22 protein-coding genes and 1 tRNA gene are annotated in these 22,821 nt (G+C 65.2%); 17 read left to right on the forward strand and 6 right to left on the reverse strand.

Features of this window, described 5'->3' with window-relative positions:
- Positions 1–16 precede the first annotated feature (16 nt).
- From G7079_RS06655 to G7079_RS06675, 5 genes are all read left to right on the forward strand, one after another.
- Positions 17–475, forward strand: coding sequence for a DUF3144 domain-containing protein (locus G7079_RS06655; protein ID WP_166056561.1), 459 nt, complete (start codon positions 17–19; stop codon positions 473–475).
- The gene (trpA, locus tag G7079_RS06660) at positions 472–1,287 is read left to right on the forward strand and encodes a tryptophan synthase subunit alpha (RefSeq protein ID WP_166056562.1); all 816 of its coding nucleotides are present in this window, start codon (positions 472–474) and stop codon (positions 1,285–1,287) included. The genes G7079_RS06655 and trpA overlap by 4 nt, the downstream gene beginning before the upstream one ends.
- Positions 1,288–1,374: 87 nt before the next feature.
- Positions 1,375–2,262: an acetyl-CoA carboxylase, carboxyltransferase subunit beta gene (accD, locus tag G7079_RS06665; RefSeq protein WP_166056563.1), complete on the forward strand. Its 888-nt coding sequence runs from the start codon at positions 1,375–1,377 to the stop codon at positions 2,260–2,262.
- Positions 2,259–3,617: a phosphoglucosamine mutase gene (gene glmM, locus G7079_RS06670; RefSeq protein ID WP_166056564.1), complete on the forward strand. Its 1,359-nt coding sequence runs from the start codon at positions 2,259–2,261 to the stop codon at positions 3,615–3,617. Before accD ends, glmM begins: the two co-directional genes overlap by 4 nt.
- Before the next feature lie 65 nt (positions 3,618–3,682).
- Positions 3,683–4,636, forward strand: a complete 954-nt coding sequence (locus G7079_RS06675) for an isopenicillin N synthase family oxygenase (protein ID WP_166056565.1) — start codon at positions 3,683–3,685, stop codon at positions 4,634–4,636.
- 42 nt (positions 4,637–4,678) lie between these two features.
- Here G7079_RS06675 and G7079_RS06680 read toward each other — a convergent pair whose 3' ends face one another.
- A complete protein-coding gene (locus G7079_RS06680; protein ID WP_166056566.1) occupies positions 4,679–5,353 on the reverse strand; it encodes a DUF6445 family protein in 675 nt (224 codons plus the stop codon).
- Between the two features lie 67 nt (positions 5,354–5,420).
- Here G7079_RS06680 and tpiA point away from each other — a divergent pair, with 67 nt between their 5' ends.
- From tpiA to G7079_RS06695, 3 genes are all read left to right on the forward strand, one after another.
- The gene (tpiA, locus tag G7079_RS06685; RefSeq protein WP_166056567.1) at positions 5,421–6,170 is read left to right on the forward strand and encodes a triose-phosphate isomerase; all 750 of its coding nucleotides are present in this window, start codon (positions 5,421–5,423) and stop codon (positions 6,168–6,170) included.
- A 35-nt stretch (positions 6,171–6,205) separates the two neighbouring features.
- A complete protein-coding gene (gene secG, locus G7079_RS06690) occupies positions 6,206–6,637 on the forward strand; it encodes a preprotein translocase subunit SecG (protein WP_166056568.1) in 432 nt (143 codons plus the stop codon).
- A 47-nt stretch (positions 6,638–6,684) separates the two neighbouring features.
- Positions 6,685–6,769: transfer RNA gene (locus tag G7079_RS06695), tRNA-Leu, on the forward strand.
- A gap of 77 nt (positions 6,770–6,846) precedes the next feature.
- Here the strand turns inward: G7079_RS06695 and G7079_RS06700 are convergent.
- Genes G7079_RS06700 through G7079_RS06710 form a run of 3 tightly spaced genes read right to left on the reverse strand, consistent with a single transcriptional unit; the run spans position 6,847 to position 8,027 of the window.
- Positions 6,847–7,278 carry a barstar family protein gene (locus tag G7079_RS06700; protein WP_166056569.1) on the reverse strand — a complete coding sequence of 144 codons (432 nt, stop codon included), beginning with the start codon at positions 7,276–7,278 and terminating at the stop codon, positions 6,847–6,849.
- Positions 7,275–7,775 (reverse strand): ribonuclease domain-containing protein, encoded by a 501-nt coding sequence (locus G7079_RS06705; protein WP_240906132.1) that lies wholly within the window; start codon positions 7,773–7,775, stop codon positions 7,275–7,277. The genes G7079_RS06700 and G7079_RS06705 overlap by 4 nt, the downstream gene beginning before the upstream one ends.
- Before the next feature lie 3 nt (positions 7,776–7,778).
- Positions 7,779–8,027 carry a hypothetical protein gene (locus G7079_RS06710; protein WP_166056570.1) on the reverse strand — a complete coding sequence of 83 codons (249 nt, stop codon included), beginning with the start codon at positions 8,025–8,027 and terminating at the stop codon, positions 7,779–7,781.
- A 67-nt stretch (positions 8,028–8,094) separates the two neighbouring features.
- Between G7079_RS06710 and G7079_RS06715 the strand changes: the two genes are divergently transcribed.
- Complete coding sequence (locus tag G7079_RS06715; protein WP_166056571.1) at positions 8,095–8,694, forward strand: YdeI/OmpD-associated family protein; 600 nt, start codon at positions 8,095–8,097, stop codon at positions 8,692–8,694.
- Positions 8,695–8,700: 6 nt separating this feature from the next.
- Here the strand turns inward: G7079_RS06715 and G7079_RS06720 are convergent, their stop codons facing one another.
- On the reverse strand, positions 8,701–10,464 hold the full coding sequence (locus G7079_RS06720; protein WP_166056572.1) for a M14 family metallopeptidase: 1,764 nt from the start codon (positions 10,462–10,464) through the stop codon (positions 8,701–8,703).
- A 127-nt stretch (positions 10,465–10,591) separates the two neighbouring features.
- Here G7079_RS06720 and G7079_RS06725 point away from each other — a divergent pair, with 127 nt between their 5' ends.
- The 8 genes from G7079_RS06725 (at position 10,592) to G7079_RS06760 (ending at position 20,440) form a co-directional block, all read left to right on the forward strand.
- Positions 10,592–11,227 (forward strand): glutathione S-transferase, encoded by a 636-nt coding sequence (locus tag G7079_RS06725; RefSeq protein WP_166056573.1) that lies wholly within the window; start codon positions 10,592–10,594, stop codon positions 11,225–11,227.
- 48 nt (positions 11,228–11,275) lie between these two features.
- Positions 11,276–12,907, forward strand: coding sequence for an oligopeptide:H+ symporter (locus tag G7079_RS06730; RefSeq protein ID WP_166056574.1), 1,632 nt, complete (start codon positions 11,276–11,278; stop codon positions 12,905–12,907).
- 3 nt (positions 12,908–12,910) lie between these two features.
- Positions 12,911–13,531, forward strand: a complete 621-nt coding sequence (locus G7079_RS06735; protein ID WP_166056575.1) for a rhomboid family intramembrane serine protease — start codon at positions 12,911–12,913, stop codon at positions 13,529–13,531.
- Between the two features lie 14 nt (positions 13,532–13,545).
- The gene (locus G7079_RS06740) at positions 13,546–13,818 is read left to right on the forward strand and encodes a GNAT family N-acetyltransferase (RefSeq protein WP_240906133.1); all 273 of its coding nucleotides are present in this window, start codon (positions 13,546–13,548) and stop codon (positions 13,816–13,818) included.
- A 32-nt stretch (positions 13,819–13,850) separates the two neighbouring features.
- Positions 13,851–14,564, forward strand: a complete 714-nt coding sequence (locus tag G7079_RS06745) for a pseudouridine synthase (RefSeq protein WP_166056577.1) — start codon at positions 13,851–13,853, stop codon at positions 14,562–14,564.
- A 233-nt stretch (positions 14,565–14,797) separates the two neighbouring features.
- The gene (locus tag G7079_RS06750; protein WP_139717747.1) at positions 14,798–15,007 is read left to right on the forward strand and encodes a cold-shock protein; all 210 of its coding nucleotides are present in this window, start codon (positions 14,798–14,800) and stop codon (positions 15,005–15,007) included.
- A gap of 196 nt (positions 15,008–15,203) precedes the next feature.
- Positions 15,204–15,962, forward strand: a complete 759-nt coding sequence (locus G7079_RS06755; protein WP_240906134.1) for a DUF3298 and DUF4163 domain-containing protein — start codon at positions 15,204–15,206, stop codon at positions 15,960–15,962.
- 146 nt (positions 15,963–16,108) lie between these two features.
- Positions 16,109–20,440 (forward strand): DEAD/DEAH box helicase, encoded by a 4,332-nt coding sequence (locus G7079_RS06760; RefSeq protein WP_166056578.1) that lies wholly within the window; start codon positions 16,109–16,111, stop codon positions 20,438–20,440.
- Between the two features lie 57 nt (positions 20,441–20,497).
- Here G7079_RS06760 and G7079_RS06765 read toward each other — a convergent pair whose 3' ends face one another.
- Positions 20,498–22,672, reverse strand: coding sequence for a M3 family metallopeptidase (locus G7079_RS06765; RefSeq protein WP_166056579.1), 2,175 nt, complete (start codon positions 22,670–22,672; stop codon positions 20,498–20,500).
- Positions 22,673–22,821: the final 149 nt, after the last annotated feature.

The raw sequence follows: 22,821 nt of genomic DNA on the forward strand, positions 1-22,821 counted from the left end.
ATCAGGAGTCCCGGCCATGGCCGATGAACAGCAGGCCCAGACCGTGGCCGAGAACAACGAAGCCGCCACCCAGGGCGGCACGCAGGTCGATCCGGCGTTTTTCGATGCAGTCAACGCCTACCTGGCGGTGTCCGACGAACAGACCCGCAAGTTCGGGGTCAAGCCGGCTGCGATGGCGATGAACTACGCCGCGGCCCGCCACAGCGCGCACATGTATCTGGTCAGCGTGAAGCCGATCGATGCCGCGAACGAGCGCGCGGGCTTCCTCGACTACATGTCCACCATGTTCCGCCGCATGCTGAACGAGCATCTGGATGGCATGGGTGAGGAGCGCGGCATCGACGTGGGTGAGTCCGAACTGGCCGCCGAATATGCCGCTGCCGGCGTGCAGATCGGTCGCATGAAGCAGCAGACTCCGGCCAACGAGTACGTTGCCGCCGCAGGCGCGACGCCGCCGGCAGCGTCGAACGAATGAGCCGGCTCCAGACCCGGCTGGATGCGCTGCGTTCGGCCGGTCGCAAGGCACTGGTGCCCTTCGTCACCGCCGGCGACCCGTCGCTGGCGGCCACGGTGCCGGTCATGCATGCGCTGGTCGATGCCGGCGCGGACGTGATCGAGCTGGGCGTGCCATTTTCTGATCCGATGGCCGATGGCCCGGTGATCCAGCGCAGTTCCGAGCGCGCACTGGCGCGCGGCGCCGGTATTCGCTACGTGCTGGATTGCGTGCGTGCATTCCGTGCGCGTGATGCGCTGACCCCGATCGTGCTGATGGGTTACCTGAACCCGGTCGAGATCCGCGGTTCCGCCAGTTTCGCCGCGGCTGCGGCGGAGGCGGGCGTGGACGGCGTGCTGCTGGTGGACCTGCCGCCGGAAGAGGCGGAGGAATACCGGGCCGCGTTCGCGCACAGTGGACTGGCACTGATCTCGCTGGCTTCGCCGACCACGCCGGAAGCGCGGTTGCAGCGCCTGGCGACGCAGGCGGACGGTTATCTCTACTACGTCAGTTTCGCCGGCGTGACCGGTGCGGATCGCCTCGACATCGGCGATGCCGGCCAACGCCTCCGGCACCTGCGCACGATGGCCGAGATCCCGGTGTACGCCGGCTTCGGCATTCGCGATGCGCAAAGCGCGGTGGCGATGGCCGAACATGCCGATGGCGTGGTGGTCGGCAGTGCGCTGGTCTCCGCCCTCGAAGGCAGCGCGGACGAGGCCGAAGCGGCCAATCGCGCCGGTGATTTCCTGCGTCCGCTGCGGCAGGCGCTGGACGGACTGGCCGAGGCGGCCTGAGCTAGACTGCGATGCCGTCATCCCGGCTTTAGCCGGGATGACGAGCAAAGAAAAAATGCGCTCGACGAACTGCGGTGATCGAACCGAATGAGCTGGCTAAAAAAACTGATGCCCGCCCGCATCCGCACCGAAACCGGGGTGGATCGCAAGCGCAGCGTGCCGGAAGGCTTGTGGGAGAAATGCGAGCGCTGCGGCGCGGTGCTGTATCGCCCCGAGCTCGAGGAAAACCTCGAGGTCTGCCCGAAATGCGGCTTCCACATGCCGATCCGCGCCCGTGCGCGGCTGGCGGCACTGCTGGACGACGGCATGGGCCACGAGATCGGCGCCGAACTCGGTCCGACCGACGTGCTCAAGTTCAAGGATCAGAAGAAGTACTCCGACCGCATCAAGGCCGCGCAGAAATCCACTGGTGAGCGCGACGCGCTGATCGCGATGGAAGGCAAGCTCAAGGGCCACGAGATCGTCGCCGCGGCCTTCGATTTCGCCTATATGGGCGGTTCGATGGGATCGGTGGTCGGTGAGCGTTTCACCCTCGGCGCGGAACGCGCGCTGGAGTTGCGCTGCCCGTTCGTGTGCTTCTCCGCCAGCGGCGGCGCACGCATGCAGGAAAGCCTGTTTTCGCTGATGCAGATGGCCAAGACCTCGGCCGCGCTTGGCCGCCTGCGCGAAGCGGGGCTGCCCTATATTTCGGTGCTCACCCATCCGACCACCGGCGGCGTGTCCGCCAGCTTCGCGATGCTGGGCGACCTCAACCTGGCCGAGCCCGAAGCCCTGATCGGGTTCGCCGGCCAGCGCGTGATCGAACAGACCGTGCGCGAGAAATTGCCGGAAGGCTTCCAGCGCAGCGAGTTCCTGCTGGAGCACGGCACCGTCGACCAGATCGTCGATCGCCGCGAGATGCGCGATCGGCTGGCCGACCTGCTGGCGATGATGATGAAACAGCCGGCGCCGGCCAACGACGCCGAGGCCGCATGAGCCGCCGTTATTTCGGTACCGATGGCATCCGCGGTCGGGTCGGAGAAGGTGCGATCTCGGCCGATTTCGTCCTGCGCCTGGGCAATGCCTATGGCCATGCTCTGGTTGCCGCCGCGCGCGGCGGGCAGGAATGGCGAAAACCTGTCGTGGTGATCGGCAAGGACACCCGCATCTCCAACTACATGTTCGAGGCCGCGCTGGAAGCGGGCCTGGTGGCCGCCGGCGTGGACGTGCAGCTGATGGGGCCGATGCCGACCCCCGCCGTCGCGCACCTGACCAACTCGATGCGCGCCGACGGCGGCATCGTGATTTCCGCCTCGCACAACCCGCACCACGACAACGGCATCAAGTTCTTCTCCGCGCAGGGCGAGAAGCTGGACGACGCCACTGAACTGGCGATCGAAGCCGCCCTGGACGCGCCGTTCCGCACCGTGCCGTCGGAACAGCTGGGCAAGGCGGTGCGCACCCGCGACACCATCGGCCGCTATGTGGAAGCCTGCAAGAATTCGGTGCCGCGCGGTTTCAACCTGGGCGGCATGCGCATCGTGGTCGACTGCGCGAACGGCGCGACCTACCAGCTCGGCCCGCTGGTGCTGCGCGAACTCGGCGCGCGCGTCGATGCCATCGGCGTCGAACCGAACGGCATCAACATCAACGATGGCGTGGGTTCCACCCATCCGGAATTGCTGGTCGTGCGCGTGCGCGAAACCGGCGCCGACCTCGGCATCGCCTTCGATGGCGATGGCGACCGCGTGCTGTTCGTGGACGCGCAGGGCAACGTGCGCGATGGCGACGACCTGCTATACGTGTTGGCCTGCGATTGGCAGCTGAGCGGTCGCTTGCGCGGCCCAGTAGTCGGCACCCTGATGACCAACTACGGTTTCGAGCGCGCGCTGGCCGATCTTGGCATCGGCTTCATCCGCGCCAAGGTCGGCGACCGTTACGTGCACCAGCAATTGCTGGCGAACGACGCGATCCTGGGTGGCGAAGCCAGCGGTCACCTGCTGTGCCTGGATCGAACCAGTACCGGCGATGGCATCGTCAGTGCGTTGCAGGTACTGGAAGTGCTGCAGCGCCGCGGCATCGGCCTTGCGCAGGCACTTGAAGGGTTGCACAAGGTGCCGCAGAAGACCGTCAACGTGCGCTACACCGGCAATGCGAAACCGGTCGATGCAGAGAGCGTGAAAACCGCATTGGCTGAAGCCCAGCATGCAGTCCAGGGCCGTGGGCGCGCCTTCCTGCGCCCATCCGGCACCGAACCCGTGGTGCGGGTGACCGTGGAAGCAGACGACGCGGCCCTGGTCGAATCCACGCTCGCCGCGCTTGCGGATGCGGTACGCGTCGCGGCAACCTGATCCGGATCAATTCCCTTTCGCGGCAGCCGAGGCACACTGGTTGCACGCCTACTGAAGACATCGACATGGCCAGTCCGATCCCGACCCTCGACATCCGCCGTTTCACCCATCCGTCCAGTCCGGAAGACCGCCAGGCCTTCATCGATGAACTCGGTGCGGCCTATCGCGAATGGGGGTTCGCCGGCATCCGCAACCACGGCATCCCGCAGGTGCAGATCGACGAGGCATACCAGACCTTCCAGGCGTTTTTCGCATTGCCGGAAGAAGCGAAGAAGCGCTACCACGTCCCCGGTGGCGGCGGCGCGCGCGGCTACACGCCGTTCGGCGTGGAAACCGCGAAGGGCGCCAAGTATTCCGACCTCAAGGAGTTCTGGCACATCGGCCGCGAGATCCCGCGCGATTCCAGGCATGCCGGCGTGATGGCGGAAAACCTGTGGCCGGTCGAAGTCCCGGAATTCCAGCGAGTGGGCTATGGGCTGTACGAATCGCTGGATACGCTGGGCTCGCAAGTCCTGTCCGCGCTGGCGCTGCACATCGGCCTGGCGGAGGACTACTTCGCCGACAAGACCGACGAGGGCAATTCGATCCTGCGCCCGATCCATTACCCGCCGATCACCACCGACGACATCCCCAATGTCCGCGCCGGCGCGCACGAGGACATCAACCTGATCACCTTGCTTGTCGGCGCCAGCGCTGCCGGGCTGGAAGTCTTGTCTAAGAAGGGCGAGTGGGTGCCGTTCACCTCGGATGCCGACACCATCGTGGTCAACATCGGCGACATGCTGCAACGCCTGACCAACCATGTGTATCCGTCCACCACCCATCGGGTGGTCAATCCGCCCGGCGAGCAGGCGCGCCAGCCGCGCTATTCGACTCCGTTCTTCCTGCATCCGAATCCGGATTTCCTGATCGACGTGTTGCCGTCCACGATCACTGCGGACAATCCGAGTCGCTATCCGGAGCCGATCACCGCCCAGGGCTATCTCGAAGAACGCCTGCGCGAGATCAAGCTGAAGTGAATCGACAAGGTCACCGCAAGGTGGCCTTCGTCCATGAGGCGGTTACGCGCCCATCCAGAAGAACACCGCGGTCATCCGCTCGTCGGCAAGTATCTCGCCGCAATAGGCGGTGGCGCTGTGGATCATTGCTGCACTGTAGACCAGCAGGCGGTTGAAGCGGTTGGGCACGCGCACATCCTCGACGAACGCATCCGGCGGCACGAAGCGCGTACCGAGCGCCTCGACCAGATTGTTGTGCGGCTTGTTCACGGTGTTGCCGCCCAGTTGGCCATTCGGCATGCGTTGGCGGTAGAAGCTGGTGCCGCAGTCTTCCGGTGCGTTCGGGGTCAGGTACAGCACAGCGGCGTAACGGCACAATGCGCGCGAATCCGTATGCGGGCGCGCACTCGCTTCGCGCTTGCCCACTACTTGCACGCAGTTGTGGTTCAGCGTCTTGCCGTCCGGCGCATCCTGCACCCAAAGCTTCTTCATGCCGGTGGCATCGCGCACCTTGCCTTCCAGGTGCGCCAGCTCGTCCGGTTCAAGTGCCGGGATTGCGCGCCGACCCGGCCAGCTCTCGCCGGTGTGTGGAAACCCGAGTTCCCAGTCCTGCTTGCCCATGCAGCGTTCGCGTATGTCGCCGGCATTCGGCAGTACGTCATCGAACAGCCAGTAGTCGCGCCCTTCGGTCGGTTTGCGATAGGGCAGGATGCGCAGGGGCGGGAAGCGCTGGTTCATGCGCGGACTATAACGGCGGCACGGCCGGGATTGCTAAACTTCGCGTTTCATACGCAAGGAGTCGTGCATGCGCCGCAAGATCGTTGCCGGGAACTGGAAATTGCATGGCAGCCGCGCCTTCGCCACTGACCTGGTCGGCCAGATCGCCGCGATGTCGCCGCCAGGCGTCGATCTGCTGATCCTGCCGCCGCTGCCCTACCTGGGCGATCTCATCGAGGACTTCGAGGGAACTCCGCTGGCGTTCGGTGCGCAGGATGTCAGCTGCAACCGGCAGGGCGCGTACACCGGCGAGGTTTCGGCCGACATGCTGGTCGATGTCGGCGCGAAATACGGGCTGGTCGGCCATTCCGAGCGCCGGCAGTACCACTACGAAGGCAGCGCACTGGTCGCCGCCAAGTTCACCGCCGCCCGTGACGCCGGGCTGACGCCGATCCTCTGCGTGGGCGAATCCCTGCAGGAGCGCGAGGCCGGGCAGACCGAAGAACGGGTACGGGAACAGTTGCAGGCGGTGTTCGATGCCGCCGGGCCGCAGGCCTTCGCCGGTGCGGTGGTCGCGTACGAACCAGTGTGGGCGATCGGTACCGGCCTTACCGCCAGCCCGGAACAGGCGCAGGCGGTGCATGCCTTCATCCGTGGCGAGGTGGCCGCGCGCGATGCTACAATCGCCGGCTTGCTGCCGATCCTGTACGGCGGCAGCGTGAAGCCCGACAACGCGGCCAGCCTGTTCGCCCAGGCCGACGTGGACGGCGGACTGATCGGCGGCGCCTCGCTCGTCGCCGCGGATTTCCTGGCCATCGCATCCGCCGCGGTGGCCTGACTCACACCCTGATAAAAGATGGGATAAGAACCACGATGTTGCTGCAACTCATCCAAGTGCTGTACGTGCTGGTGGCGATCGCGATGATCGCGCTGATCCTGATGCAGCGCGGCGCCGGCGCGCAGGCCGGTTCCGGCTTCGGCGGTGGCGCCTCCGCCACCGTGTTCGGTGCGCGTGGCGCCTCGAACTTCCTCAGCAAGAGCACCAAGTGGCTGGCCATCGTGTTCTTCACGGTCAGCATGGGCATGGCCATCTACGCCAGCAAGGCCGCTCGCCAGGGCGATACACCGGCTGCGCCGGATCTTGGCGTGATGGCGCAGCCGGCGGTGCCGGCTGCGCCGGTGCAGCAAGTGCCGAGCGCGCAGGTGCCGTCTGCGCCGTCGCAGCAACCGGCCGCACCCGTCGCTGCACCGCAGCAACCGGCGACTGCGCCGGCCGCCGGGCAAGCGCCTGCACCGGCCAAGTAATCGGCAATCGGATTTACAATGCGGTCGCGGCGCAAGCCGCAACACCTGCCCAGGTGGCGGAATTGGTAGACGCACTACCTTGAGGTGGTAGCGATTTAGGTCGTAGGGGTTCGAGTCCCCTCTTGGGCACCATACAAAGCAAAACCCGCCGAAAGGCGGGTTTTTTTTGTGGCGCCGGGCCGCGGGGAGGCAGAAAGGAATCTCGTCCGTCAGGACTGTTCGAATTCGTCTTCCGGCAGGGCAAGGAATGCCCAGAAAGGAACGTCCCGCTGCGACCAGTCGGAGACGGCTTCGTCGAGGATTTCCAGCAAGGTATCGAAGCTGGTTTCGTCGGCATCGCGCAGGTCGCGGGCATCGTCGAACAGCAGGGCGTAGCCGGCGGCGGGCAGCCAGGACAGGTCGCGCAGGCGATCACTGAGCGCATCCCAGTTGCGGCCACTGCCGGGTGGGAAGTCCAGGGCGGTGGACAGGCGCAACATCAGGGTCGCCTTGTCGGCGCAATCGCGCAGGTCGATCCGCCGGGCCAGCAGGCCGGCATCACGGCTGGCCATGTCGAGGGTGCCGATGTCGTCGGCGGTGACGAAGTACACGCCGGTGCGCGACGCATCGTCCAGGCCCAGGTCGAAACCGGAATCGGTCACTGCAATCCTCCGGTGGCGTCGAAGCGGCGGAAGCTGTCGTAGTGGTCGTCGGTGTAGTACCACTCGCTCGGCGGATCGCCGCCGGTGATGATGCGACGTGCGCCACGATGGCTCAGCCGGGGGGTGTCCACGGTGTATTCGCGATACCAGCCGTGCGTCTTGCGCGGCAGGCGGCCTTCGCGATTGCCGAACACGCTGCCGTCCTGCCGGTGCGGGAACGGGCCGCCGCGCCTGATCAAGGCGATGGTGTCCGCCGCCTCGGGCGGCAGGAAATCGGGAAGCCGCGTACGCGACTGCGTGTCCGGTTCGGTAGGCGGGGATTCGCCGCGCGGTAGCGGCCGTGGCGCTTGTTCGGTGGCTGGTGGAGGCGAAACAGCACCGCTGGCGGGCATCGCGGGCGAATGCACCTGCTGTCGCGGCCAGGCCATCCAGCCGCCGACAAGCACGATGGCCAACAGCAGCCATGGGATCCATGCATTGGAATTGCGGTTCGTCATCGGTCAGCCGTGGCGGATGTCGAAGGGCGGATGCTCGTTGAGCGTGCCATCGGCTTCCAGCACGGCGTACGACTTGCGATCGCCGTCGAACACGACCGGGATCGACGGCTGGAAGATCGGGCGGCGGACGAATTTCAACTGCCAGCCGTAGCGTTCAAGCTCGGCAAGCGTGTCACGCTGCGCCTCGTTCAATTCGGCGCGCAGGTCGCGGGAAGATTTGTGTTCATCCTTGCGGCGTTCCTGCTGGGTCATGTGTAGCCCCCTTGCGGCATCCTGTCCTGAGCGCAGAATGGCCCCGTCCCCATACGCATGCAAGCCCATGGCCCGCGATCCCCGCATTGATGCCTATATCGAACGCGCTGCGCCGTTCGCGCAACCGATCCTCACCCGGGTGCGCGAGCTGGTGCGCGAAGCCTGTCCGGACGTCGAGGAAACCATGAAATGGTCGATGCCGACCTTCATGCACGCGGGCGCGATCCTGTGCGGCATGGCCGCATTCAAGCAGCACGCATCGTTCGGCTACTGGAAGCACGCGTTGGTGGTGGGCGAGGGCGAGCCGCGCGACGGCATGGGCAGCTACGGCAAGATGACGTCGCTAAAAGACCTGCCGCCGAAGAAGATGCTGCTGGCGCATCTCCGCAAGGCGATGAAGCTCAACGAGGACGGCGTGAAGTCGCCGGCCACGCGAAAGACCACGCCGAAACCGCTGCCGCAAGCACCGGACGACCTGCTTGTGGCGCTGAAGAAGAACAAGGCGGCGCAGGCGACGTTCGAAGGATTCCCTCCCGGCTGCAGGCGCGAATACATCGAATGGATCGTCGAGGCCAAGCGCGAGGATACCCGTGCGAGGCGACTGGCCCAGGCCATCGAATGGATGGCTGAAGGCAAGCGCCGCAACTGGAAGTACGAAAACTGCTAATGCGGCTCAGTGCGTGGAGTCGGTGCGCATGACCGGATAGCGGTTGGTGCCAGGATCCCATGCTTGGTGCCGGCGATAGAAGAAATCCAGGCGCGCACCGGGATTTTTCGCGAACTCGGCATCGTCCTTCAGTTTCTTCTCGAATTCCGCCTTCAGCGCGGGATCCTTGGCCAGCATCTTGCGTGCCTCTTCCTCGGCGACATAGCCCTCCATGTATTCCTTGCGCTCGAAGGCGTTGTTGAAATCGCCCCAGGCCGCCATCGAATCGCCCGCGGTCGGCTCAAGGATGTTGACCAGCAGGCGTGCGTTGGCCTGCGCGATCGGCACGAACAAGCCGCCGGCCGCGATGTTCGCCACCTGCGGCGTCCATTCGCCTTTCAGGTTCACGCGCTGGTGGCCTTCGACCGAGGTTGGCGAGAACTGCGCGCTGTCGGCGATGAACGCCTGTGCCTTGGCATCGCGCAGTGGCGCGGTCAGCACGCGGAAGTCGATGCCGTGCGTGAGCAGGTGCTTCGCCACGGCCACCGCGTACGGCTGCGGCACCAGGTAGCCGCCCTTCGGCGCGATCACGCTGTTGCCGGGCACGATCTCGTCGCGCAGCGGGATCTTCCAGGTTTGCGGCTTGGTTTCGTCGTAGCGCGTCATCAATGCGCCGGAAATTTCCGAAGGCGTGCGGGTGTATTCGTAGCCGAGGAAATCGATGGTGCGCACCTTATCGGTGGCCTTGTAATCGAGTGGCACCGGTTGGCCGCCGAGCTGCGCCGCGCGGGCGTCCGCGTCATGCGCAAGTTTCAGCCAGTGACCGCCATTGGCGGCAACCAGTTCCAGCGCGTCCAGCACCGTGTTGTAGGTGCTGCGCACGCGCTCCGGATAGGTCCGCCAGGAGTGGGTTTCGACCAGGATGCCGATGCGGTTTCGCAGCGGGAAATAGCCGTTGGAGAAACGCGGCGTGCTGACGCCGTGGATGAAGCCGGAAGCGGGATCATCGTCCTCCACGAAGCTCGGGTAGAAGCCGACCGGCTTCGAGCCTTGCCCGGCCAGCTTGGCGATGATGCCGTCTTTCAGTCCGTTGCCGGCTTCGCGCAGGGCGATGTCGCCTGAGTTGGTGGGCTCGCCGGTGATCGAAATATCGTGCTGGAACTTGGCGCCGTCGGTGACGTGCAGGTCGAGCATCGCCAGCGGATCCCACTGGTTGATGAGCCCCAGCATCGCCTGCATTTCGGCGCTGTCGGCCTTCACGTAATCGCGGTTGAGGTTGTAGCGTTGCGCGGTGACGCGAAAGCCCATCTGCTCCGGGCCGCGCTGGTTGGGTCGGTTCCAGGCGCGGAAGTTCTCGTGGCCATCGGCGTTGAATACCGGCACGAACAGCAGTACCTGCTTGTCCAGCAGGCCTTTACCGACCTTGCCCTGCAACAGGTCGCGGATCAGCCAGAAGCCGGCGTCCTTGCCGTCGATCTCGCCGGCGTGGATGCCGCCCTGTGCCAGTACGACCGGCAAGCCGCGCGCATGCGCCGTCTTGGTGTCCAGCGCGCCGCTGGTGGACACCGCCATCGCCTTCATCGGCCGCCCCTCGGGCGTGGTGCCGAAATTGAAGCAGCGTACCGCCTTCGGGTACGTCTGCTGGAAGGCGTTGCATAGCGCGATCACCTCGTCGTAGCGGCCGGTCTGTTTGAAGCCGCTGCGTTCGGCGACAGTGCTCAGCGCCGGGCTAGCGGCGAAGACGGGCAGGGTGCAAGCGAACAGGGCGGTACCAAGCAGGGCGAGGCGCATCGGCGTTTCTCTGGCGGGATGGCCCGATGGTAACCGCGCTGGCATTCCTGCCGGGCCTGCCCATGGTCATGCGTGCTGCGCCTGCGTCGCATGCGAAACTCCGCCATCGCCGTTTCCCGGATCGCACATGGACACCACGCTTTACTACGCCCCTGGCGCCGCCAGCCTGCTGGTGCATTGGCTGTTGATCGAACTCGACGTGCCGCATGCACTGCACTTGGTCGATACCGCGGCGAAAGCGCAGAAATCGCCGGAATACCTCGCGCTGAACCCGAACGGCGTAGTGCCGACCTTGGTGATCGACGGCAAGCCGCAGTACGAAGCGGCGGCGCTGGCGATCCTGCTTGCCGAGCGTTATCCCGATGCGCGCCTAGCGCCGGCCTTCGACGATCCGCAGAGCGCCGAATACCTGCAGTGGATGTTCAACCTCTGCAACATGGTGCAGCCGTTGTTCCGCCAGTGGTGGTACCCGGGTGAACCGGCAGGCGAGGCGAATGCCGAGGCCCTGCGTGCGCATTGCGCGCCGCGCATCGAAGCGGAGTGGCAGCGCATCGACGACCACTTGGCGACCAACGGCCCGTACTTGCTGGGTAACGACATCAGCGCCGCCGATTTCTACTTGACGATGTTGATGCGCTGGTCGCGCAACATGCCGAAGCCTGCAACCGAATGGCCGCAGCTGGCCGCGTTGGCGCAACGGATGAAGGCGCGGCCCTCGTTCAAGTCCCTGTACGAACGCGAAGGCCTGACCGAATGGGCCTGACCGCCGGATCGGTTAGGCTGCACCCACGATCAAAGTGAAGAACGACGCATGAGCCAAGCCACCGTTGCCGACCCGAACGCGCGCCTGCCGCGGCAGATTCCCTTCATCATCGGCAACGAGGCCTGCGAACGCTTCAGCTTCTATGGGATGCGCAACATCCTGGTGCAGTTCCTGGTCAGCAGCGTGATCCTGGCCTACGTGCCGGAGGCGGAGCGGCAGAGCGTCGCCAAGGACGTATTCCACAGCTTCGTGATCGGCGTGTATTTCTTCCCGCTGCTCGGCGGCTGGCTGTCGGACAGGTTCTTCGGCAAATACAACACGGTGCTGTGGTTCTCGCTGATCTATTGCGCAGGTCATGCCTGTCTTGCGATGTTCGAGGACAACCGCACCGGCTTCTACACCGGCCTGTTCCTGATCGCGCTGGGCAGTGGCGGCATCAAGCCCTTGGTGGTCAGTTTCTGCGGCGACCAGTTCACCACCGCCAACAAGCACCTCGCCAAGATCGTGTTCGACGCGTTCTACTGGACGATCAACTTCGGCAGCTTCTTCGCCTCGCTGCTGATGCCGCTGTTCCTGCGCAACTTCGGGCCGGCGGTGGCGTTCGGCATCCCCGGCATCCTGATGTTCATCGCCACCCTGATCTTCTGGTTGGGCCGCAAGCAGTACGTGCGGGTACCGCCGACGCAGGGCAAGGATCCGGATTCATTCTTCAACGTCGCGCGCACCGCGCTGACCACGCAGGTGGCGGGGCAGGGGCGTGCCGGCTTGCTGGTGGCAGGCTTCGGCGTGGCGCTGGCGGTGGCGATGCTGCTGTGCTGGGCGCTGCATGCGTGGTTCGGGGTGAGCCTGCCGTTCTGGCCGGAGGATTTCCATTTCGTGATCACCGCCTGCCTGGCATTGGGTGCATTGATCGCGTTCGGCGGCATCGGCGTGTCGATGCAACTGGAGCGCGCACGCGGCAAGCATCCGGATGCGGCGGTGGACGGCGTGCGCGCGGTGCTGCGGATCCTGATCGTGTTCGCGCTGACCACGCCGTTCTGGTCGCTGTTCGACCAGAAGGCCAGCACCTGGGTGATCCAGGGCAAGGAAATGGTGGTGCCGCACGATGCATGGTGGTGGCCCAGCTGGCTGGTGAAGGAAGCCGGGCAGATGCAGGCGCTGAACCCGCTGCTGATCATGCTGCTGATCCCGTTCAACAACATCGTGCTGTATCCGGCGTTGCGTCGCATGGGCTTCGAACCCACCCCGCTGCGCCGCATGGGCTGGGGCATCGCCTTCGCCGGCATCGCCTGGATCATCGCCGGCCTGATCCAGCTGAAGATCGACAGTGGCGTGCAGACCTCGCTGGCCTGGCAGACCTGGCCCTACCTGCTGCTGACCTTCGGCGAGGTGCTGGTCTCCGCCACCGCGCTGGAGTTCGCCTACAGCCAGGCCACGCAGTCGATGAAGGGCGTGATCATGGCGTTCTGGTACCTGACCAGCACCTTCGGCAGCCTGTGGGTTCTGATCACCAACGTTGCCGTGCGCAACGAGGCCGTCACCGCACAGATCGCCACCACCGGCTACAGCGAGAACGCGTTCCTGATGTTCTTCTTCGCCGTATTCGCTTTCATCGCCGCGCTGGCGTTCGCCGCCTATGCGCGTACCTATCCGATGCAGGACAACTACCGGGCGGCCTGACGCATGAATTTCTCGCTCACGATCGTCATCGTCGCCATCACCGTGCTGGTGTCGTGGCGCGCCTTCAATGATCGCGCGCTGCTGGAGCGGCTGATCCTGTGGCCGCCTGCGGTGGAACGGAACAAACAGTACGACCGCCTGCTGACCCATGGCTTCATCCACGCGGACTGGATGCACTTGCTGTTCAACATGATCACCCTGTGGTCGTTCGGTACCGCGGTGGAGCGGGTGTTCTCCGAATGGATCACGCCGATCGGCTACGTGCTGTTCTACCTGTCTGCGATCGTGATCGCGATCCTGCCGACCTACCTGCGCCATCGGCACGATGCGAACTACCGCAGCCTGGGCGCGTCCGGCGGCGTTTCGGCGGTGTTGTTCTCCTTCATCCTGTTCGATCCGTGGTCGAAGCTGATCATCTTCCCGATCCCGGTGCCGATCCCGGCCTTCCTGTTCGCGTTGCTGTACGTGGGTTACAGCATCTGGATGGATCGCCGCGGCGGCGACAACGTCAACCACAGCGCGCATCTCTGGGGCGCGGCGTACGGCGTGCTGTTCACACTGGTGCTGGAGCCGCGAGTTTTCAGCCACTTCACGCAAAGCCTGCTGCAATCGGGATCGCCATGACCCTGGAGCCTGCCATGTCCGAGATCCGCCACGATGCCGCCCACCACCGTTTCGTGACCGAAGTGGACGGCCACGTCGCCTTCGTCGAATACGAGCCGGGTGCCAGCGCGATCGCCATCACCCATACCATCGTGCCGGCGGCCATCGGCGGGCGCGGCATTGCCGGCAACTTGGTGCGCGCGGTACTGCTGCATGCAAGGAATGAGGGCTTGAAGGTCGAGCCTTTATGTTCCTACGCCGATGCGTGGATGCGCCGCCATCCGGAATTCGAGGCCCTGCGTGCCTGATCCAGACCCATGGGCGCGTAGAATGCGCCCCCATGCGCCTGAACCGACACATCGCCGATAGCGGCTTCTGCTCCCGCCGCGAGGCCGACCGCCTGATCGCGGAGGGCCGGGTCACCGTGAACGGGATCCGTGCGCGGATCGGCAGCGAACTGGGCGAAGGCGACGAGGTCCGCGTCGACGGCAATACACTGGCGGCACGCACGGCGGCAAAGGGTCAGCGCCGGCACGTCTACATCGCGCTGAACAAACCGGTGGGGATCACCTCCACCACCGATTCCGGGGTGAAGGGCAACATCGTCGATTTCGTCGACCACCAGCAGCGCATCTTCCCGGTCGGCCGGCTGGACAAGGATTCCGAAGGCCTGATCCTGCTGACCAGCAACGGAGACATCGTCAACCGCATCCTGCGCGCGGAGAACAAGCTGGAGAAGGAATACCTGGTTGCCGTGAACCACCCGGTGACCCCGGAATTCCTGCGCGGCATGAGCCGCGGGGTACCGATCCACGGGGAAATGACCTTGCCGTGCAAGACCGGCAAGCTGGGCAGCCAGGGCTTCCGGATCGTGCTGACCCAGGGCCTGAACCGGCAGATCCGGCTGATGGCCGCCCATTTCGGCTTCCGGGTGAAGCAGTTGCTGCGGGTGCGGATCGGCAACGTGAAGCTGGGCCGGCTCAAGCCCGGGCAGTGGCGGAACCTGACCGACGCGGAGTTGCGCGGCCTTCTGCCGGAGCAGATGGATTGGTGAGCAAGTGTTCGCCGGGCTCCGGGGCGGCAAAAAATAATTGCCACCCATTCACAAATGTCCAGAAAAGTGCGGTATGGTGCGCCCACTGTTTCAAGCGGGATCACGGTACATCGTGACCCGATGCGGTAGATCCATGTGATCCGCTACATCGTGTGCGTTACCCCTTGCTCGACAGTCGCGGTTCGCCTCGGTGGATCGTGTCACCATTTCAAACTGTTCTAGGAGTAACAAACATGTCGGATCGTCAGACCGGTACCGTCAAGTGGTTCAACGACGCCAAGGGCTTCGGCTTCATCACCCCGGAAAGCGGCCCGGACGTCTTCGTCCACTTCCGCTCGATCCAGGGCACCGGCTTCAAGTCCCTGCAGGAAGGCCAGAAGGTCTCCTTCAAGGTCGTGCAGGGCCAGAAGGGCCTGCAGGCCGACGAAGTGCAGGCGATGTAATTCGCCTGGCGCTCGCGCCAAGAAAAGCCCGGCCTTGGCCGGGCTTTTTCTTTCGTGGTGAAGCCACGGCTTGCAGATTTCTCACACGTTCTTCAACGTCCGCTGGCTAGCCTGAATCACGTTTCCGTTTCTGATATCCCAATTCATCGTGCTCATGCGTCCCCACCGCATCGTTTACATCCTCGTGTCATGCGCCGTGCTCGCCGCCTGCGATCGCGCCACCACCCCAGCGCCGGACGGGCAAACGCCCGCTGCGCCTGCGCCTGTCGTTGCGTTGCAGGACGTGGTCGAAACCCGGCCCGACTATATCGTCGGCATCAGTTATCCGAAATCGGCTGCCGGTCACCCGTTGTTGGCGCAGGCGCTGAAAGCCTATGCCGATGCCGCCCGTGGCGATCTGATGAAAGCCGTGGCCGGCCTGCAGGGGCAGAAGCCCACTGCGCCCTACGATCTCAGCCTGCAGTTCACCGGATTGGTGGACACCCCGCAAGTGGTCGCCGTGGCCGCCGACGGCAGCAGTTATACCGGGGGTGCGCACGGTAATCCGCTGGTGGCGCGTTTCGTCTGGCTGCCGCAGCGACAATCGATGTTGAAGGCGAATCAGTTGATCGCCGATGCCGCCGGCTGGCAGGCGATTTCCGATACAAGCCGCGAACAGCTGATGACCGCGCTGTCGCAACGGCTGGATGCGGATGAAGTGGAAGGCGCGGATCGCGCCCAGCAGCTCGAAAACGGCAGCCGGATGATCGACGATGGCACCAAGCCTGATCCAGCGAATTTCGCCCAGTTCGAGCCGGTGATGAATGCTGAAGGGCAGATCCGCGCGATCCGCTTCGTGTTTCCGCCATACCAAGTCGCGCCCTATGTGGAAGGCACGCGCACCGTGGAAATCCCGGCACGGGCGCTGCTGCCGCATCTGGCCGCCGACTACCGCAAACTGTTCCAGGGCGGCTGATCGAGTAGTGGCACACAGCCGCTGTCGCGGCGGCTGAGACGGAGCAAAGCCAGCATCGACCGATGCACGGTAGCGCCCAGATCCGTTTCGATTTCGACCATCAACGCGTTCATTCGTCGATGCCCGAGGCGGCGGATAATCCACGCATGTCTGCGCATCCTGCGCTCGCCGCGTTCCATCCCGCCGTGGCCGCCTGGTTCGCGGGCAGCTTCCCCGCGCCGACCGAAGCGCAGATCGCCGCATGGCCAGCCATCGCCAGCGGCCGCGATACCCTCATTGCGGCACCCACGGGCTCCGGCAAGACCCTCACCGCATTCCTGACCGCCATCGACGCGTTGGTGCGCGAAGGCCTGTCATTCGGCCTGCCGGATGCGACGTTGGTCTTGTACGTGTCGCCGCTGAAGGCGTTGTCCAACGACATCCACATCAATCTCGAGGCGCCGCTGGCCGGCATTCGCGAGGAACTCGCCGCGCAGGCGCTGCTCGATGTCGACATCCGCGCCGCGGTGCGTACCGGCGACACCCCGCAGTCCGAACGCGCGGCCCTGCGCAAACGCCCACCGCACATCCTGGTGACCACGCCGGAATCGCTCTACGTGCTGCTGGGCTCCGAGTCCGGGCGGTCGATGCTGGCCAGTGTGCGTACGGTGATCGTCGATGAAATCCATGCGCTGGTACAGAGCAAGCGCGGCAGCCACTTGGCGCTTTCACTGGAGCGGTTGGATGCACTGACCGGCAAGCGGGCGACGCGGGTGGGGTTGTCGGCAACGCAGAAGCCCATCGAGGCGGTGGCGAAGTTCCTGACCGGTACCGAGGGCGAAGACTGCGCCATCGTTGATATCGGTCATTCGCGCAAGCGCGACCTGGTGCTGGAACTGCCGCCGGTGCCGTTGGCGCCGGTCATGTCGAATGCGCAGTGGGAACTGGTGTACGCGCGGATCGCGCAGTTGGTGGAAACGCACGCGACCACGCTGGTATTCGTCAACACCCGGCGCATGGCCGAGCGCGCGGCGCGCCACCTCGGCGAACTGCTGGGCAAGGAACACGTGGCCGCGCACCACGGCTCGCTGGCCAAGGAATTGCGGCTGGATGCGGAGCAGAAGCTCAAGGCCGGGCAGCTGAAGGTGCTGGTGGCGACCGCGTCGCTGGAGCTCGGTATCGATATTGGCGACGTGGAGCTGGTCTGCCAGATCGGTTCGCCGCGTTCGATCGCGGCCTTCCTGCAACGCGTCGGTCGTTCCGGCCACCATGTCGGCGGTATTCCCAAGGGGCGACTATTCCCGAGTTCGCGCGATGAACTGATGGAATGCGTGGCGCTACTGGACAGCGTGCATCGAGGTGAGCTGGATGCCTTGATCATGCCGTCGGCACCGCTGGACGTGCTGGCGCAGCAACTGGTGGCCGAAGTCGCCTGCCGTGAATGGGACGAGGGCGCGCTGTTCGCGATGGTGCGCCGCGCATGGCCGTATGCGCAGTTGGAGCGCAAGACCTTCGACGACGTGGTGCGGATGCTGGCCGATGGCTTCAGCACCCGCTACGGCCAGCGAGCCAATTACCTGCATCGCGATGCCGTGCATGGCAAGCTGCGCGGGCGCAAGGGCGCGCGCCTGACCGCGACCATGTCCGGCGGCACCATTCCCGATGTCGGCGATTACACCGTGCTGCTGGAACCGCAGGCGATCACCATCGGGTCGGTGAACGAAGACTTCGCCATCGAGAGCATGGCCGGCGACGTGTTTCAGCTTGGCAACACCAGCTACCGCATCCTGCGCGTCGAGGCCGGCCGCCTGCGCGTGCAGGATGCCGAAGGTGCGCCACCCAGCATTCCGTTCTGGCTGGGCGAGGCGCCGGGCCGCAGCATCGAACTGTCGGCCAGCGTGTCGCGCTTGCGCGAGACGCTGCAGGCGCAGCTGGAGCAGGGCGGTGAGCCCGCGCTGCGACACTGGCTGCTGGCGGACTTGCAGCTCGATGAATCCGCCGCGCGCCAGGTTGCCGAATACGCGGCGGCGCAGTTCGCCGGTTTCGGCATGCTGCCCTCGCAATCGAAGATTGCGCTGGAACGCTTCTTCGACGAATCCGGCGGCACCCAGCTGATCATCCATTCGCCGTATGGCAGCCGCGTCAACAAGGCCTGGGGTCTGGCGCTGCGCAAGCGTTTCTGCCGCAAGTTCAATTTCGAATTGCAGGCTGCGGCGACCGAGGACGCCATCGTGCTGTCGTTGTCCACCAGCCACAGCTTCCCGTTGATCGAAGTGATGTCCTACCTGCATTCGTCCAGTGCCCAGCAGGTGCTGGTGCAGGCGCTGCTGGACGCGCCGATGTTCCCCACGCGCTTCCGCTGGAACGCGGCCAATGCATTGGCATTGCCGCGCTTCAGCGGCGGCAAGAAAGTCCCGCCGCAGTTGCAGCGGATGAAGTCCGAAGACCTGATGGCGACGGTGTTCCCGGATCAGGTCGCGTGCTTGGAGAATATCGTCGGTGAGCGCGAGGTGCCCGACCATCCACTGGTTGCGCAGACCCTGCAGGACTGCCTGCATGAGGCGATGGATGTCGACGGTTGGCTGGATTTGCTGCGCGCACTGGAAGCAGGCGCGGTACAAGTCGTCGCGCGCGACCTCACCGGCCCGTCCCCGTTTGCGGCGGAAGTGCTGAGCGCGCGGCCGTACGCCTTCCTCGATGATGCGCCGCTGGAAGAGCGCCGCACGCGTGCAGTGGTGGCACGCGGTTTCGGCGATGCCTCGCAGGCGCAGGATCTGGGCAAGCTGGACATGGATGCCATCGACGCGGTGCGCGAGGACGCATGGCCGCAGCCGACGGATGCAGACGGCATGCACGAGGCGCTGATGCAGCTGGGTGCCGCGGCTGCCGGTGAAGCCGAAGCGTCCGGTTGGACGGGTTTGCTGGAAGCATTGGCGAAGGCGAAGCGCGCGACCCGCTTGTCCGCAGGCGATCGCGTGCTGTGGGTCACCGCCGAGCGCCTGTCGCAACTGCTCGCGATCCATCCTCAGACAACGTTGCAGCCGATGATCGAAGCGCCGGCCGACTACGCGCAGGAATGGATGCGCGAAGACGCGCTGCGCGAGCTGGTGCGTTGCCGTTTGGGCGGGATGGGCGTGACCACGGCTGCCGCCATCGCCGATGCGTTGGTCGCGCCGTGTAACGACGTGGACTTCGCCCTGCTCGCACTGGAGCAGGAGGGTTATGTGATGCGCGGTCGTTTCACGCCGACTACGGCGGACGATGAATGGTGCGAGCGCCACCTGCTGGCGCGCATCCACCGCAATACATTGGGCAGGTTGCGGCGCGAGATCGAACCGGTCGACGTGCGCGATTACGTGCGCTTCCTGTGCGATTGGCAACGCGTCTCGCCGGCCACGCGGGTACAGGGTCCGGAAGCGCTGGCCGGCGTGCTGGCGCAGCTGGAAGGGTTCGAGGCCGCGGCGGGCGCGTGGGAAAGCGAGCTGCTGCCATTGCGGGTGAAGGATTATTCCATCGGCTGGTTGGACGATCTGTGCGCTGCCGGGCGCATCGCCTGGGCGCGGCTGCGCGCGGGTGGCGAATCGCTGGTGCGCGCGGCGCCGATCGTGTTGCTGCCTCGGCGTGAATTGCCGTTGTGGACACAGCTGGTGGCGAACCAGTCCGGCGAGGAGTCGCCGCTGTCCTCGCGCGCGCAGAAAGTGGCTGAGTGCCTGCGCGGCCACGGCGCGCTGTTCTTTGATGAACTGGTCGATGCCGCGCGCCTGCTGGAAACCGAGTTGGAAGATGCGCTGGCGGAACTGGTTGCACGCGGGCACGTGGGCTGCGACAGCTATTCCGGCTTGCGCGCACTGCTGCTGCCGGCATCGAAGAAACCGGCCAGTTACATGCGGCGTGGCGGTCGGCGGGCCTCGCTGAGCGCGATCGCCGACGCCGGACGCTGGAGCCTGATGCGCAAGCCCGTGGCGGACACCGCATCGCAACCGGCATTGATCGAACACGTTGCCCGTGTGCTGCTGCGCCGTTACGGCGTGGTCTGCTGGCGCCTGCTGGAACGCGAGGCATCGTGGCTACCGTCGTGGCGGGAACTCTTGCGCGAATACCAACGGCTGGAAGCGCGCGGAGAGATCCGTGGCGGGCGTTTCCTGTCCGGCGTGGTCGGCCAGCAGTTCGCACTGCCCGAAGCGGTGGCTGGCCTGCGCGCCGTGCGCAACCGCGCGCACGACGGCGCGATGATCGCGGTTTCCGCCAGTGATCCGCTCAACTTGCTGGGCGGCGTCATCGCCGGCGACAAGGTGCCGCGCCAGCCGGGCGCGCGGCTGTTGTTGCGCGATGGCCTGCCCATCGCCACGTTGATTACAGGTGAGTTCAAGCCGCTGCTTGGCCTGGACGCGAACGATGAACACGCGGCGCGGATGGCCCTGTTGCGCGATCCGGGCACGCAAGCCGTGCAGGCGCCGGGTTCGCGGCCGATGGCAGATCCGCTGGGCCTGCATCGCTGATGTCGTAAACGACAACGCCGCCTTGCGACGGCGTTGCGGTACGGCTGCGAGGCGCGATTACTTCGCGGTCAGGCCACGCTGTTCCAGCAGTGGCTCGATCTTCGCATCAAAGCCGGCGAAGTTCGGGAACAGCTTGCCGGGGGCGATCTCGCCACCGGGGGCCAGCACCTTGTCGCGCAGGCGGTCGCCGTTCTGCAGGGTCAGGCCGCCATGCTCGCGGATGTACTTGGAGGTATTGGCCGCCAGCACTTCCGACCAGATGTAGGCGTAGTAGCCGGCCGCATAGCCGCCCATGATGTGGCTGAAATAAGGCGTCTTGTAGCGCGGCGGCACTGGCGCGTAATCGAAGCCATCGGCCTTCAGCGCATTGGCCTCGAAGGCCATGACCTGGTTTGCGGCCGGGATCTTGTCGGCCGGCGCCTGATGCAGGCGCTGGTCGAGCATCGCGGCTTCCAGGTATTCGGTGGTGGCGAAACCCTGGTTGAACTTGGAGGCGGCGATCACCTTGTCCAGCAGCGCTTTTGGCATCGGTGCACCCGTCTGGTAGTGCTTGGCGTAGTTGGCCAGCACTTCCGGCCAGTCGGCCCACATCTCGTTGACCTGCGACGGATATTCGACGAAGTCGCGCGGCACGTTCATCGAGTAGTACGGATAGCGCACGTCCTGGAAGAAGCCGTGCAGCGCGTGGCCGAATTCGTGGAACGCGGTGGTGACCTCATCCCAGGTCAGCAGCGTCGGCTTGCCTTCGGACGGCTTGGGGATGTTGAGGTGGTTGGCGACGACGGGCTTGTTGCCGGTCAGGTCGTCCTGCGAAACGTAGGTGTTCATCCACGCGCCGCCGCGCTTGGATGCGCGCGCATACGGATCCCAGATGAAGATGGCGAGCGGCTTGCCGTCCTTGTCGAACACGTCGTAGGTCCACGTGTCGGCGATGTACTTCGGCAGATCGGTGCGCTGCTTGAAGGTGATCCCGTACAGTTTGGTGGCCGCGAAGAACACGCCGTCCTCCAGCACGTGCTTCATCTCGAAATACGGCTTGAGCTGGGACTCGTCGAAACTGTACTTGGCCTGCCGCACCTTTTCGCTGTAGAACGACCAGTCCCACGGCGAAAGCTGGAAGGACGCTTGGCCCTTGGCCTTCTGGTCGGCATCGATCATCGCCTGCAAGTCGCCGCCTTCGCGGCGCGCATTCGCCACCGCTTTCGGGGCCAGCTGGCGCAGCATCTTGTTGACGTTGTCCTGGTTGACCGCGGTTTCGTCGGCCAGCACGTAGTTGGCGTAGGTGTCGTAGCCGAGCAGCTTCGCGCGCTCGGCGCGCAGCTTCAGCACCTGCGAGACGAGGGCGGTGTTGTCCCACTGGTTGCCGCGGCTGCCGCGCGCGACGGAGGCCTCGTGGAGGCGCTGGCGCAGCGCACGATCCTCGAGCTGCGTTTCCGCAGGCTGGCCGGTGGTGTTGAGCAGGGCGATGACGTACTTGCCGTCGAGCTTGCGCGCCTTGGCGGCCTCGGCGGCAGCCGCAACCTGCTCGTCGCTGAAGCCTTTCAGCTTGTCAGCGCTGTCCACCACCACCGCCGAATCGTTCACTTCGGCCAGCACGTTCTGGTCGAACTGGGTGCCGAGTTTCGACAGCTCCCCGTTGATTTCGCGGATGCGTGCCTTCTGCGGTTCGCTTAGCGCCGCACCTGCCCGCACGAAGTCCTGCTGGTAGCGTTCCAGCAAGCGCAGGTCGATGGCGTCCAGGCCCAAGGTGGCGCGCGCGTCATACAGCGCCTTGATACGGGCGAACAGCTTCGGGTTCAGGTAGATCGCGTCGCGATGCGCGGCGAACTTCGGCGAGTATTCGGTTTCGATGGCGTCGCGTGCGTCGGTCTTGTTGGTGCCTTGCAGGTTGAAGAACACACCTGTGGCACGGCCGAGCACCTGGCCGGATTTCTCCATGGCCACCACGGTGTTCTGGAAGGTCGGCGCGGCCGGGTTGTTGGCGATCGCCTGAATTTCCTGCAATTGCTGGGCCATGCCGGCATCGAACGCGGGCACGTAGTCGCTGTCGGCGATCTTGTCGAATTCGGGGTAGTGAAGCGCGAGCGGGCTGGGTTGTGCGAATACGCCGTTGTAGGCGACGACGGGCATGGTGGAGGCCTCCTTGTCGGTGATCGCGGCAGGCGCGGTGGCACAGCCGCCAAGGGCGGTGGCGATGGCTAGCGCAAGCGCGCAGGCAATGGGCTGTTTCATGCGGTCCTCGTGAGGTGGATCGGGCGAAACTGCAAGCGTAGCGCAGGGTGGGAGCCAAAGCCCGTGACGAATGGCATGGCCGTCCGCGATGCAGCATCGCGTTGCCCAGGGTAGGCGCGGCTGGCGAGACCGCGCACAATCGCGTCTTC

It is taken from the genome of Thermomonas sp. HDW16 (assembly GCF_011302915.1).
Taxonomy (GTDB): domain Bacteria; phylum Pseudomonadota; class Gammaproteobacteria; order Xanthomonadales; family Xanthomonadaceae; genus Thermomonas.